Source organism: Streptosporangiales bacterium, assembly GCA_009379825.1.
Classification (GTDB): domain Bacteria; phylum Actinomycetota; class Actinomycetes; order Streptosporangiales; family WHST01; genus WHST01.
Genome location: WHTA01000004.1, coordinates 25,514 through 38,565, shown reverse-complemented (window position 1 = coordinate 38,565; position 13,052 = coordinate 25,514). Strand labels below are relative to the sequence as shown.

Annotated in this window: 10 protein-coding genes and 4 pseudogenes; 5 read left to right on the top strand and 9 right to left on the bottom strand. The window is 71.3% G+C overall.

Features of this window, described 5'->3' with window-relative positions; genetic code table 11:
• The first annotated feature begins 28 nt into the window (after nucleotides 1-28).
• Nucleotides 29-1,801, top strand: coding sequence for a gamma-glutamyltransferase family protein (locus GEV07_03175; protein MQA01756.1), 1,773 nt, complete (start codon nucleotides 29-31; stop codon nucleotides 1,799-1,801).
• On the opposite strand, the pseudogene GEV07_03170 reads toward GEV07_03175, so the two are convergent.
• From GEV07_03170 to GEV07_03135, 8 genes and pseudogenes are all read right to left on the bottom strand, one after another.
• Nucleotides 1,798-2,976, bottom strand: a pseudogene (locus GEV07_03170) (FAD-dependent oxidoreductase). The gene GEV07_03175 and the pseudogene GEV07_03170 sit on opposite strands and share 4 nt — an antisense overlap.
• A 166-nt stretch (nucleotides 2,977-3,142) precedes the next feature.
• A pseudogene (locus tag GEV07_03165) lies at nucleotides 3,143-3,589 on the bottom strand (aminopeptidase P family protein).
• Between the two features lie 9 nt (nucleotides 3,590-3,598).
• A complete protein-coding gene (locus tag GEV07_03160; protein MQA01755.1) occupies nucleotides 3,599-4,684 on the bottom strand; it encodes a hypothetical protein in 1,086 nt (361 codons plus the stop codon).
• 4 nt (nucleotides 4,685-4,688) lie between these two features.
• On the bottom strand, nucleotides 4,689-5,099 hold the full coding sequence (locus GEV07_03155; protein MQA01754.1) for a cupin domain-containing protein: 411 nt from the start codon (nucleotides 5,097-5,099) through the stop codon (nucleotides 4,689-4,691).
• A gap of 29 nt (nucleotides 5,100-5,128) precedes the next feature.
• Nucleotides 5,129-6,249 (bottom strand): annotated as a pseudogene (locus GEV07_03150) (ATP-binding cassette domain-containing protein).
• Nucleotides 6,246-7,022 (bottom strand): ABC transporter permease subunit, encoded by a 777-nt coding sequence (locus tag GEV07_03145; protein ID MQA01753.1) that lies wholly within the window; start codon nucleotides 7,020-7,022, stop codon nucleotides 6,246-6,248. Before GEV07_03145 ends, GEV07_03150 begins: the two are co-directional and overlap by 4 nt.
• Nucleotides 7,019-7,867: an ABC transporter permease subunit gene (locus GEV07_03140; protein ID MQA01752.1), complete on the bottom strand. Its 849-nt coding sequence runs from the start codon at nucleotides 7,865-7,867 to the stop codon at nucleotides 7,019-7,021. Before GEV07_03140 ends, GEV07_03145 begins: the two co-directional genes overlap by 4 nt.
• Before the next feature lie 7 nt (nucleotides 7,868-7,874).
• Nucleotides 7,875-8,933 carry an extracellular solute-binding protein gene (locus GEV07_03135; GenBank protein ID MQA01751.1) on the bottom strand — a complete coding sequence of 353 codons (1,059 nt, stop codon included), beginning with the start codon at nucleotides 8,931-8,933 and terminating at the stop codon, nucleotides 7,875-7,877.
• A gap of 64 nt (nucleotides 8,934-8,997) precedes the next feature.
• On the opposite strand from GEV07_03135, the gene GEV07_03130 reads away from it, so the two are divergent.
• The 4 genes and pseudogenes from GEV07_03130 (at nucleotide 8,998) to GEV07_03115 (ending at nucleotide 12,159) form a co-directional block, all read left to right on the top strand.
• Nucleotides 8,998-9,753 carry a TetR family transcriptional regulator gene (locus GEV07_03130; protein ID MQA01750.1) on the top strand — a complete coding sequence of 252 codons (756 nt, stop codon included), beginning with the start codon at nucleotides 8,998-9,000 and terminating at the stop codon, nucleotides 9,751-9,753.
• 5 nt (nucleotides 9,754-9,758) lie between these two features.
• The gene (pepE, locus tag GEV07_03125) at nucleotides 9,759-10,484 is read left to right on the top strand and encodes a dipeptidase PepE (protein ID MQA01749.1); all 726 of its coding nucleotides are present in this window, start codon (nucleotides 9,759-9,761) and stop codon (nucleotides 10,482-10,484) included.
• A pseudogene (locus tag GEV07_03120) lies at nucleotides 10,481-11,668 on the top strand (serine hydrolase). Before pepE ends, GEV07_03120 begins: the two are co-directional and overlap by 4 nt.
• Before the next feature lie 23 nt (nucleotides 11,669-11,691).
• Entirely contained in the window at nucleotides 11,692-12,159 is a 468-nt protein-coding gene (locus GEV07_03115; protein ID MQA01748.1) for an NUDIX domain-containing protein, read from the top strand.
• A gap of 293 nt (nucleotides 12,160-12,452) precedes the next feature.
• Here the strand turns inward: GEV07_03115 and GEV07_03110 are convergent, their stop codons facing one another.
• A complete protein-coding gene (locus GEV07_03110) occupies nucleotides 12,453-13,007 on the bottom strand; it encodes a DUF664 domain-containing protein (GenBank protein ID MQA01747.1) in 555 nt (184 codons plus the stop codon).
• Nucleotides 13,008-13,052 lie beyond the last annotated feature (45 nt).

The window sequence follows — 13,052 nt, the reverse complement described above, 5'->3', positions numbered from 1 at the left end:
CGTACGTAGAAACGGGGGCAATCCGCCGATGACCTTCACCACCCGTCCGGAGCTGGCCGGCACGTTCGGCATGGTGTCGTCCACCCACTGGCTGCCGGCGTCGGCCGGGATGGCCGTGCTGGAGCGCGGCGGCAACGCGTTCGACGCCGTCGTGGCCGCGGGCTTCGTGCTGCAGGTCGTCGAACCGCACCAGAACGGACCTGGCGGCGACCTCCCCGCGCTCTTCGCCCGCGCCGGCGACCGCCGTCCGACGGTGTTGTGCGCGCAGGGCCCGGCTCCCGCGGCCGCGACCGTACAGGCGTTCCGCGACCGCGGCCTCGACATGGTGCCGGGCTCCGGCCTGCTCGCCGCCGCGATCCCCGGCGCCACCGTCGGCTGGCTCACGCTGCTGCGCGACCACGGCACGATGCGGCTGACCGACGTCATTTCCTACGCCATCGGCTACGCCCGCAACGGCTACCCGCTGACGCCGAAGCTGGTCGAGTACATCGCCAACGTCGAGCAGCTGTTCCGTGAGCACTGGCGTACCTCCGCCGACCTCTACCTGCCCGGCAGCGGGCTGCCGAAGGCCGGGCAGGTGTTCCGCAACCCCGCGCTTGCCGACACGTACGAACGGCTGGTCGAGGCGGAGGGTGCGGTCGGGGCCGGGCGGGAGGCCGGCATCGAGGCCGCCATCCGTTCCTGGAGCGAGGGTTTCGTGGCGGCGGCGATGGCGAAGTTCGCCACGTCCGCCTGGCGCGACTCCAGCGGCCGCGACCACGCGGGTCTGCTCACCACCGACGACCTCGCCGGCTGGCGACCGACGTACGAGGAGCCGGTGAGCGTCGAGTTCGCCGGGCACCGGGTGTACAAGGCGGGCGCATGGAGCCAGGGCCCGGTGCTGCTACAGCAGCTCGCCCTGCTGCAGGGCATCGACGTCACGCCGGGCAGCGCCGACTACGTGCATACGGTCGTGGAGGGCGCGAAGCTCGCGTTCGCCGACCGCGACGCGTGGTACGGCGACACGTCCGACGTCCCGCTGGCGACGCTGCTGTCCGCCGGTTACGCGTCCGAGCGCCGTGCGTTGCTCGGCGCCGAGGCGTCTCACTCGCTGCGCCCCGGATCGCCGGACGGCCGCACTCCGCGGCTGCCGACGTTCGCGGCGGGCGAGGTGGCCGCGGACGGCAGCATCGGCGAGCCGAACGCCGCGGCGCCGCGTGCCGACGGCACCGCACGGTCGGACACCGTGCACGTGGACGTCGTCGACCGCTGGGGAAACATGGTCGCCGCCATGCCGAGCGGCGGCTGGCTGCACTCGTCGCCGGTGATCCCCGAGCTCGGCTTCTGCCTCGGCACCAGGCTGCAGATGGCCTGGCTGGACGAGGGCCTGCCGAACACACTGGCGCCAGGGAAGCGGTCGCGCACCACGCTGTCCCCGACCCTGGTGATGCGCGACGACGAGCCGGTGCTCGCGTTCGGCTCACCCGGCGGCGACCAGCAGGACCAGTGGCAGCTCGGCCTGCTGCTGCACCACCTGCTCGGCGGCGCGGACCTGCAGGCGGCGATCGACGCGCCCGCGTTCCACAGCGTGCACTTCCCGAGCTCGTTCTACCCGCACGAGGCCCGCCCCGGCGTCCTGCTCGTCGAGGACCGCCTCGGCGACGACGTCATCGCCGACCTGACGGCACGCGGCCACCTGATCGAACGCGCCGGCGACTGGTCCCTCGGCCGGCTCTGCGCCGTAGCCCGCCGCCCGGACAACGGCACGCTCCACGCGGCGGCGAACCCCCGCGGGATGCAGGGCTACGCCGTCGGCCGCTAGGAGTCGAAGCCCATACCCACGCGGTCGAGGGTGCGCAGCCAGAGGTTGCGGCGGCCGGTGGCGTCCTCGGCCGCCAGTGAGCGGCGGGTCGCCTGGATGCCGAGGTACCGCACCGGCTCCGGTGGGAACGGCACCGGCTTCGAGCGGACCATGGCCAGCCGGGTGCGCTCGGTGTCGTGCCCGGTGAGCAGGTCGAGCATGACGTCGGCGGCGAACCTGGTCGCGGCCACGCCGAGGCCGGTGAAGCCGAGCGCGTACGCGGTACGTCCGCCGTGGGCGGTGCCGAAGAACGCCGTGAACCTGGTGCAGGTGTCGATGGCGCCGCCCCAGGCATGGGTGAACCGCGTGCCGGCGAGCTGCGGGAAGGTCTCCGCGAACTGGGCCGCAAGCTTGGTGAACGTGGCGGGGCGCCGGTCCAGCCGCGGCCTCAGCTTGCTGCCGTAGTGGTAGACGGCGTCGTAACCGCCCCACAGGATCCGGTCGTCGGGAGTGCGGCGGTAGTAGTGGAACTGGTTGCCGCTGTCGCTCATCGCCTGCCGCGCCGACCAGCCGACGGCGGCCAGGGCGTCGGCGGGCAGCGGCTCGGTGGCGAGCGCGTAGTCGTACACCGGCACGGTGTACGGCGCCAGCCGCCGCAGCAGCGGCCGGAACGCGTTCGTCGCCAGCACCAGCCGCCGGGCGGAGGCCCGGCCCCGTGCCGTACGTACGGTGACGCCGGCACGCTCCTGGTCGACCGTTCGTACGTGCGTGCGCTCGTACAGCCGCACACCGAGCCGCAGGCACACCTCCCGCAGTCCCCACGCCAGCTTGGCCGGGTCGACGAGGGCGTAGCCGTCCCGGTCGTACACGCCGGCGAGGAAGGTCGGCGAGTCGAGCATGGCGCGCGTCGCCGGCCGGTCGAGGAAGTCGATCGTGCGGCCGTGCCGTGCCGCCAGCTCGCTGAGCTGCCGCAGCTCGTCCACCTGGTGCGGTGCTGTGACCACCGCCAGCTTGCCCGTCCGTTCGAACGAACAGTCGATGCCGTACTCGCGGACGGTGCGCTCCATGGCGTCCAGGTTCGCCAGCCCGAGCCGCTCCAGCGTGGCCAGCTCGTCCGGCCACCGGGACGCGCCGTTGCCCAGCCCGTGCGTCAGGCTGGCGGAGACGAACCCGCCGTTGCGGCCGCTGGCCGCCCAGCGGGATCGCCGCGAACTCGCTACCGGCCTCGCCGAGCGCCTTGCTCGCGACGCCGGCCAGCTCGGTCTCCGAGACGCCGGGCCGGATCGCCGCGAACACCTGCTCCATCGCGTAGTCGGCCAGCTGCGCCGCCTGCCGTTGGTACGCGATCTCCGCCGGCGACTTCACCAGCCGCTCCTCGGGCACCAGCAGCGACGCGTCGGACCAGTCGACGTGGGGGAGCACGGTGCGCAGCCGGTCCCAGTCGCCGGGCACCAGGGTGAAGGCCTGCAGCTCGATGCCCACCCGAACCCGGTCGACGCCCTGCCTACGCACGGTCTCCGCGAGCACCTCGACCGGTTCTTCCACCGCGATGTCGTACACCCGCACCGAAGACACCCACGAGCACGCCCGCACACCGGGTTCCTCCGTTGTACGTGTGACGTACACCAGGTCGTCCGGCGTGACCACCAACGCCTGCAGCCACAGGTAGCCCACCGAGTTGACGCCGGTGAGCCAGTGCACCACGTCCGGCATGGTGAGCACGAGGCCGGCGAGCTGCTGCTCGGCCATCCGGGCACGGACCCGGGCGAGCCGGTCGTGGTAGGTCGGCAGGCTGAACGCTAGTTCCATCGCTTCCCTTCAACGTGTCCAGTACGGTGCGAGTGCGTCCCACACCCGGTCGATGGCGGCGTCCCCGCGCGCGGTGTCGTCGGGGACGTAGGCGAGCGGGTCGGCAAGCGCCATCGGCCGGCCGAGCAGTCCCTCCACGGTGGCGTGCAGGCAGTACGCCGCGTAGGAACGCGCGTAGCCACCTTCCTGGGTGAGCACCAACCGCCCGCCGGCCAGCTCGCCGAGCAGCGTGCCGATCCGGTGGAACCCGGCCATCGTGACGTTGTGCTGCCCGTTGGCGTCGAACGTGGACGCGTCCTGTCCGGAAGCCGCCACGACCAGGTCGGGGGAGTACTGTCGCAGCAACGGTATGACCACCCGTTCGAACGCGTCGGCGTACGCCTTGTCGCCGGCGCCCACGGGCAGCTCCACGTTCACGTTGTGGCCGGCGCCGTCGCCGGTGCCGAGCTCGTCGGGCGCGCCGGTCTGCGGGTGCGAAGGCCCCCAGGCGCCGTGCGCCATGTGCATCGAGATGGTGAGCACGTCCCCGCGGTCGTAGAAGCACTCCTGGGTGCCGTTGCCGTGGTGCACGTCCCAGTCCACGATCGCTACCCGCTCCACGCCCCGGTCGCGTGCGCGCTGCGCGACGAGCGCCGGGTGCGAGAAGGCGCAGTACCCGTCCGCCTGCGCGGGCTGGGCGTGGTGGCCGGGCGGCCGCACGAGCGCGTACGCCGTGGTCGCCGAGCCGTCGAGCACCGCGTCGGCGGCGGCGAGGCAGGTGCCCGCCGCGGCGAGCGGCTGCCACGAGCCTGCAGACACACACGTGGTGCTGGTCAGCCTGCCACCCCCGTCCGCGCAGAGCTGCCTGATGGAGTCGATGTACGCCCGGTCGTGCACGGTCGCCAGCTCGTCCTCGGTCGCTAGCCGGCCGGGTCGCCAACGGATGGCGTCCGCGACCGGCCCGCGCTCGAGCACGGCTTTCATGTTGCGCACCCGCACCGCGTTCTCCGGGTGCCGTTCCTGTTCCGCGAGCAGGTCCGACGGCCGCGCCTCCCAGCAGCCGAAGCCGGTGTCGTGCTCGAGCACCCTGGCGTCCCAGAACACGTCGATGGTCATCGGGTCACTCCGGGGTCGGCGTCATCGAGTACACGAAGAACGCGGGCTCGTCGCCGGTGTTCTCCAGGTGGTACGTCCATCCGGGCGCGAGGTAGACGCAGTCGCCACCGGTCAGCTCGAACGTCCCTTCGTCCCAGGTCAGCCGCAGCGCGCCGGTCACGATGTAGTACGTCTCGTCGACCGGCCCGTACCAGTGGCCGTCGTCGGGCATGTCGTCGTCGGCGCGTGACGACCAGGTGTTCGCCTGCTCGCCCGGGTCCATCCACGCCGCACCGAGCAGCAGGTTGGAACCACAGCGTTCCTTGGTGATGGCCCTGGCTATCCGAACCTGGGTAACGGCCTCGGCGGCCGGCGTCACGGGGACGCTCGACAGCGGCACGACCATCGGACGCGGCGCGGTCACGGCTTGGGACAACTGGCACCTCCTGACACGGGGGACTGCGATCACACCGACACCGGCACCTGAGTCGCCGGTTCGGTCGAGTCGGGCACGAGCACGCTGCGTTCGACCGGCCACACCACCCGCACCGCACCGCCGGCCGCGGCCACCGTCTCGGCTCCCGCCGGCTCGCGCACCGTGAGGCGCAGCTCGCCGGCGAGCACACCGACCTTGCGGTGCGAACCGAAGTACGTGATGTCGGCGACGGTGCCCTCGACCGCGTTGTGCCCGTCGGGCACCGCGGCGTCGGCGTCGAGCAGGCTGGCCCGTTCCGGACGCACCACCGCCGCGGCGCCGCTGCCCGCGGGCAGGTCGTTGTCGGTGTCGACGCGCAGCTCGTAACCGTCGCACGACAGCCGGCCGGCGCGGCGTACCGGCCGCGGAGCACGTTGGAGTCGCCGAGGAACCCGGCGACGAACAGGGTCGCCGGCCGCTCGTAGAGCTCCTCCGCGGTACCCACCTGCTCGACGACGCCGCCGTTGAACACCGCGATCCGGTCCGACAGCGCGAGCGCCTCGTCCTGGTCGTGCGTGACGAACACGAACGTGCTGCCGAGCTCCCGGTGGATCCTGGTGATCTCGCCCTGCAGCTGCTCGCGCAGCTTGCGGTCCAGGGCGCCGAGCGGCTCGTCCATCAGCAGCACCGGCGGGTCGAACGCCGTGGCGCGGGCGAACGCGACGCGCTGCTGCTGCCCGCCGGAGAGCTGGCCGGGCAGCCGGTCCTCGAACCCGTCCAGCTGCACCAGCCGCAACGCCGCCTCGACCCGCCTCGCGATCTCCTGCTTGCCCAGCCTGCGCTGCTCCAGGGGGAAGGCGATGTTCTTCGCGACGGTCATGTGCGGGAACAGGGCGTAGTGCTGGAACACCACGCCGAGCTCCCGCTTGTGCGGCGGCAGCTTCGCCACGTCCCGGCCGTCGATCTCGATCCGCCCGCCGGTAGCCGACACGAACCCGGCGACCAGGTTCAGCGTCGTCGTCTTGCCGGAACCGGACGGGCCGAGCAGCGTCATGAACTCACCCGCGGCGATGTCCAGCGACACCCGGTCGACGGCCGGCGACCCCGCACCGTAGTCCTTGGTCAGCTCGGTCAGCCGCACCGGAGCGCCGCGGCGGCTCTCCTCGGTCATGATGTGCTCTTTCCGCGTCGCAGGAGTTGGGACAGCAGGATCAGGGCGGTCGTCACGACGAGCACCAGGCTGGAGGCAGCCGCGATCGTCGGGTCGGTCTCGACGGTGACGCTGCTGAACATCTGCACCGGCAGCGTCTGCAGCGTCGGGCTCTGCAGGTAGAGCGCCATCACCACCTCGTCGAGCGACGTGACGAACGCGAACACCAGACCGGACAGCACGCCGGGGAGGATGATCGGCAGCGTCACCCGGCGGAACACCGCCCACGGCGGCGCGCCGAGACTGCCGGCCGCCAGGTCGAGGCTGCGGTCGTACCCGCGCAGGCTCGCCGACACGGCCACCACGACGAACGGCACGGCGAGCGTGGTGTGCCCGAGCACGAACCCGGCGACGGTGCCGGAGAGCCGCCACTGCAGGAACGCCGCGTACACCCCGATGGCCGCCACGATCTGCGGCACCACGATCGGCGCGAGCAGCACCCCGTGGACGGCCGTCGTACCGGGGATCCGGCCGCGGTCGAGCGCGAACGCCGCCGCCGTGCCGAGCACCGTCGCGAGCACAGCCACCGCGAGTGCGATCTGCAGGGACGTCACCAGCGCCCCACGCCAGCCGGGATCGGCGAAGAAGTTCGCGAACCAGCGCAGCGACCAGCCCTCGGGCGGGAAGACGAAGCTGCGCGTGCCGGCGAACGACAACGGGATCACCACGAGCGTCGGCGCGACGAGGATCGTGCCCACCAACACCGCCCACAGCCGCAGGCCCACGCGCGTCATGGCCGCTCCTCGCCGCGGAGCATGGCGGTCGGCCGCACCAGCCGGCCGACGACGAGCAACAGCACCGCCGTCACGGCGAGCAGCACCAGCGACAGCGCCCCGGCGCCACCGAAGTCGAGCAGTTTCTCCACCTTCGTGCCGATCACCTGGGCGATCAGCGACTCCTTCGGCGAGCCGAGCAGCCGCGGCGTGACGTAGAAGCCCAGGCTGAGCACGAACACCAGCGTGCTGCCGGCGAGGATCCCCGGCAGCGACAGCGGCAGGTAGATCCGCCGGAAACAGGTGACCCGGGCTGCGCCGAGGCTGCCACCGGCATCCAGCAGCCGCCGGTCGATCCCGCGCATGGTGCTGTACAGCGGCAGCACCATGTACGGCAGCAGCACCTGCACCATGCCGAGCGCGACCCCCGCCGCGGTGCCGAGCAGCGCACGGTCGGTCAGGCCGATGGCCGAGGTGAACATCACCAGCGGCCCGCCGTCCTGCAGCACCACGATCCACGCGAAGTTACGCGCCATCAGGCTCGTCCAGAACGGCAACAGCACCAGTGCCACCAGCACGCCACGGGCCCGCGGCCCGACCACCGTCATCAGGTACGCGTACGGATACGCGAGCACCAACGTGCCGACCGTGACGACCAACGCCGTGCCGATGGTCCTGGCCAGCACCCGCAGCGTCGTCGGGTCGTCCCACAGCTGGGTGAAGTTGCCCAGCCCGAGCTCGGGATCGCTGAACGCCCGCCAGCCGATCGCGAGCACCGGGTAGCCGAACAGCGCGACCAGCACGAGCACCGCAGGCGCCAGCAGGGCGAGCCAACGCAGCTCGACCCGCCGACCGGTCGACGTCATGGCACCCTCATCCCGTCGACCACGACGTCCACTTCTCCGTCGCCTGGTCGAGGTTCCTGCCCCACCAGCCGACGTCCTGGAAGTAGCCCTGGTCCTGGATGTCCTTCCGCGCGGTGTTCCAGTCCTGCGCGACCGGACCGAGCTTCGGTCTCGCGTCCGTGTTCACCGGCGCGTACGGCTGCCGCTCGACGAGCTCCTCCTGCGGCTTCGCGCTGGTCGCGTAGGCGATGTAGTCCATCGCCAGGTCCTTGTTCGGCGCCCCCTTCGGCACCATGAGCACCGCGTACGCGAGCATGTTGTCCTGCCACACCGGCGCGTAAGGTGCGCCGTTCTTCGCCGCCATGTACGCACGGCCGGACCACACCAGTGCCATGTCAGCCCGCTTCGCCTCCAGGGCCTGCTGGCTCTCCGCCGAGGTCTCCCAGAACGTGGTCTGGTCGCGGATGGTGTCGAGCTTGTCGAACGCACGGTCGTAGTCGAGCGGGTACAGCTTGTCGGGCTTCACCCCGTCGCCGACGAGCGCGGCCTCCAGCGACCCGCCGGACGCGAACCCGGGAGCCAGCCGCTTGCCCGGGTACTTGTCGAGGTCGAAGAAGTCGGCCATCGACGTCGGCGGGTCCGACTTGTACTTGTCCTCTTTGTAGACGAGCGTCAGCGAGTACATGGCGTCCGGCACGGCACAGTCGCTGACCGTGCCCTTGGGGAACTTGGACTTGTCGATGACGTCGAAGTCGAGCTTCTCCGCGTACTTGCCGCAGTTCCCGACAGGGAAGAACGGCTCGGTGTCGACGACGTCCCAGGTCACCCGCCGGGACTCGACCATCGTCTTGATCTTCGCGTAGTCGGTCGGCTGGTCCTGGACCACCTCGACCCCGCGCTTCTTTGCCCACGGCTTCAGCCACGCCGCGGCCTGTGCTTTCTGGTAGCCACTGCCGTACGAGGTGAAGGTGAGCTGCTTCTCGCCGTCCGATCCCGAGCCTCCCCCGCAGGCTGTCGCGAACGCCAAGGTAAGTACTCCTGCCACCGCGGTGGCGCGAGATGACATACGCATGAAGGCTCCGTCCATGGAACGGCCGTACGCAACACCCCCTGAGGCCGTGCAGCCGCACCCGTAGGAGGACGATTACTCCATGCCCAGGGACACTGCCACGCAAGGGCGCGCCGAACCGGCCACCACGGAACCCGGCGACCTCGCCGCCCAGCGGCGGCTGCAGATAATCGCCGCCACCAGCGAGGTCATCTGCCGCAACGGCGTCGACGGGGCGCGGCTGAAGGACATCGCGGACGAGGCCGGCGTCTCGCTCGGCATGGTGCAGCACTACTTCAGGCACCGCGACGAGCTGGTGGTGACCACGATGAGCTCGCTGCTCGAGCTGACGCTCGCGACCTGGCGGGTGGTCGCGGCGGCCGAGCACGATCCCGTAAAGCGGCTGTTCGCGCTGCTGCGGTTCCAGGTCGCCGGGTGGGCTCCGTTCGGCAAGCGGTGGTCGTTCTGGGTGGAGTTCTGGTCGGCGGCCAGCAGGCACGACACGCTCAACACGTACGCCAAGGACGTCTACGGCGCCTGGACAGAGCCGTTCCGCACCACGATCGAGGAGGGCGTGGCCGCCGGGGCGTTCCGCCCCACGTCGCCGACCGACCTGCTGATCACCCGCCTGATGTGCCTGTCCGACGGGGCCGCGCTGCGCGTGCTGTTCGACCCCGACGGGCTGAGCCAGGACGGCATGTTCGACCTGCTCATCGACTCGGCCTGCACTGCGTTGGGCATCGACGAGGCGACCAGGGACGAGGCGCTTGCCACGCTGCCGAACGTGATCAGCGTGCGCTACCCGGAGGAGCCCACGACGACCGACGCGATCGACTGGGCGCCGCTGCGGCTAACCTGAGCCGCGTGGAGCTGCTGCTGCTGTCGAACTCGCGGGCACCGGGGTCGCCCCCGTTCGCGCATGTCCAGGACGAGCTCGCCGACTTCGTCGGTGAGCGCCGGGTGCTGTTCGTACCGTACGCACTGGCCGAGCACGACGAGTACACGGCGAGCGTGGCCACCGCGCTGCGGCCGTACGGCATCCAGGTGACCGGCGTGCACACCACGGCGTCGCCGGCGGACGCGGTGCGGGCGGCCGAGGTGGTCTTCGTCGGCGGGGGCAACTCGTTCCGGCTGCTCAAGACGCTGCAGGCGCTTGACCTGGTCGCAGCGATCCGGGCCGCGGTCGGCGCGGGCACGCGCTACATCGGGTCGAGTGCCGGCACGAACATGGCGTGCCCGAGCCTGCGCACCACCAACGACATGCCGATCGTGCAGCCCGCGTCGTTCGAGGCGCTCGACCTGGTGCCGTTCCAGATCAACCCGCACTACGTCGACCCTGACCCGGTGTCCACGCACATGGGCGAGACCAGGGAAGAACGGCTGCTGCAGTTCCTCGAGGAGAACGACGTCGCGGTGCTCGGCCTGCGCGAGGGCAGCTACCTGCGCGTCGCCGGCGACCGTGCGACCCTCGGCGGCGTCCGGCCGGCCCGGGTGTTCGAGCGCGGCGCCGAGCCGCGCGAGGTGATGCCAGGAACCGACTTGTCGGACTGGCTGACCAGGCGGCCGGCGTTCGACGCGGTCGGCCGATGAGCGGCGGGCTGGCCAGCGACCGGCTGGCGAGGATGCACGACGTGATGGCCGCGCACGTCGACGCCGGCGGCGCACCTGGGGTGATCACGGCGGTGCAGCGCCGCGGCGAGCTGCATGTGGACGTCGTCGGCGCCATGGACTTCGGCGGGCCGCCGCTGCGGCGCGACAGCATCTTCCGGATCACGTCGGTGAGCAAGCCGATGACGGCCGCGGTGGCGATGATGCTGGTCGAGGAGCGCGCGCTGCGGCTGGACGACCCGGTCGACCCGTTGCTGCCCTAGCTGGCGGACCGGCAGGTGCTGCGCAGCCTGGACGCCGACCTCGACGACACGGTGCCGGCCGAGCGGCCGATCACCGTACGCGACCTGCTGACCATGCGGTTCGGGCTGGGCACGATCCTGGCCTCGCCGGACGACTACCCGATCCTGCGGGAGATCGCCGACCTCGGGCTCGCCGGCTTCGGCCCGCCTGACCCGGCCATGCCGCACGACTCGGACGAGTGGCTGCGCCTGCTCGGCACGCTGCCGCTGATGTACCAACCTGGTCACCGGTGGACGTACGACACCGGCATCTGCGTACTCAGCGTGCTGATCGAACGCGCGACCGGCCAGCCGCTCGACGTGGTGCTGCGGGAGCGGCTGTTCGACCCGTTGGGCATGACGGACACCGGGTTCACCGTGCCGGTCGGCGAGCTGGACCGGCTCACCACCGCGTACGGGATCAACTGGGCGACCGGCGACCTCGAGCTGATGGACGGCGCAACGGACAGCAAGTGGGCGACGCCGCCCGCGTTCGCCAACGGCGCGGCGTACCTGGTCTCCACCGTCGACGACTGCCTCGCGTTCGCCGAGCTGATGTTGAGCGGCGGCACGTACGGCGGCAGGCGGCTGCTCGCCCGGCCGACGGTCGAGCTGATGGCGACCGACCAGCTGACCGCCGAGCAACGCGACACCGCGGGCGTCATCCTCGGCGGCCGCGGCTGGGGCCTCGGCATGTCCGTGCTGACGCACCGCGACGACATCGGGGCGACGCCGGAGCGGTTCGGCTGGGAAGGCGGTTTCGGTACGTCGTGGGCGGCCGACCCGGCCGAGGAGCTGACCGGCGTACTGCTGAGCCAGCGGATGTTCCCTTCCCGCATCTTCGACGACTTCTGGCCGTCGGTGTACCAGGCCATCGACGACTGACCACGCACGGGCAGGATGGACGGGTGAACCAGAAACGCAGCGCCGGCATCCTGCTCTACCGGACCACGGGCGGCCCCGTCGAAGTGCTAGTCGGACACATGGGCGGACCGCTGTGGGCGCACAAGGACGCCGGCGGCTGGTCGATCCCCAAGGGCGAGTACGACCCCGACGAGCCACCCCTGGCCGCGGCCAGGCGTGAGTTCACCGAGGAGCTCGGCCTACCGGTACCCGAAGGCGAGCCGGTGCCCCTGGGCGAGATCCGCCAGGGCAGCGGCAAGCTGGTGAGCATCTGGGCCCTCGAAGGCGACCTGGACCCGGCGCAGGTAGTACCAGGCACGTTCACCATGGAGTGGCCACGAGGCTCAGGCACCCGCCAAGAGTTCCCCGAAATAGACCGAGTCGCCTGGTTCCCCCTGGACGTAGCCCACGAGAAGCTGGTCAAGGGCCAACGCCCGTTCCTCGAGCTACTGGCATCCCAACTCGCCGCATAACCCCGCCACCACCCGGCGCGGGGCTCGGGGCCAGGGGCACACGCGCACTCGTCGGCCCGCGCCCTCGCGCAACCCGACACCCCCCGCAACCAGCACACTTGACGGTGCGCGGACGCTCGTCAGCCGGCCTTCTCCAGCCACCGCATCGCGCCACACCTCCGCAAGTAGCACGGGCGACGGGCCACACGCGCACGCTACTCGGCACCCTCCGCCGGCCCGCCCATTCGCCGGTGCATCGCGGCAGCCGACGCCCGCGCGATCGGCGCGGGCGTCGGGGCGCGTGAGGAAGCTTGTCAGTCGGTGTTTTCCAGCCAGGGCATTGCGGTGCCGGACTCCTTGGCGATCAGTTCGAAGGCGGTCGCGCCGTCGAGGGTCTCGCGGACTACGTCTGCGTGTCCGGCGTGCCGTGCGGTCTCCTGGATGAGCGTCAGCAGGATCCAGCGCGCCGACCGCGGCTCGTCCGGGAACCACGGTGCCTTCGGCAGATCGTACATCTGGTCGAGGTCGGGAAGCGCCTGGACGAACGCCTCGGTCTCGGCGGCCACCTGGCGGTAGCGCTCCTGCGCGTCGGCGAGCGTCTCGCCGACGACCAGGCGGAAGTTGTCCGCCCAGTTCTCCTCGCTCGGCGGGTTCGGGTCCGTCCGGCCGGCCATGTTCACCTGCACCCAGTTGAACTCGACGTTGGTCAGGTGCTTGATCAGGCCGCCGACGGACAGCTCGCTCGCGCTCGGCGTCGCGTTCGCCTGCTCGTCGGTGAGACCCGCGCGGTGCACCGCGCCACGTTGTGCCTCCAGGTAGCTCAGCAGGGCGTCGCGCTCGTCGGTCTCGGCTGCCACCAGGGTCGGCATTCTGGCTCCTTCGGTCGGTGCGTATCGGTACCCCGAGCCTAAGAA

Coding starts and splice junctions, on each gene's coding strand:
- GEV07_03175 (MQA01756.1), top strand. CDS start 29: ATGACCTTCACCACCCGTCCGGAGCTGGCCGGCACGTTCGGCATGGTG.
- GEV07_03160 (MQA01755.1), bottom strand. CDS start 4,684: ATGACCATCGACGTGTTCTGGGACGCCAGGGTGCTCGAGCACGACACC.
- GEV07_03145 (MQA01753.1), bottom strand. CDS start 7,022: ATGACGCGCGTGGGCCTGCGGCTGTGGGCGGTGTTGGTGGGCACGATC.
- GEV07_03140 (MQA01752.1), bottom strand. CDS start 7,867: ATGACGTCGACCGGTCGGCGGGTCGAGCTGCGTTGGCTCGCCCTGCTG.
- GEV07_03135 (MQA01751.1), bottom strand. CDS start 8,933: ATGGACGGAGCCTTCATGCGTATGTCATCTCGCGCCACCGCGGTGGCA.
- GEV07_03130 (MQA01750.1), top strand. CDS start 8,998: ATGCCCAGGGACACTGCCACGCAAGGGCGCGCCGAACCGGCCACCACG.
- GEV07_03110 (MQA01747.1), bottom strand. CDS start 13,007: ATGCCGACCCTGGTGGCAGCCGAGACCGACGAGCGCGACGCCCTGCTG.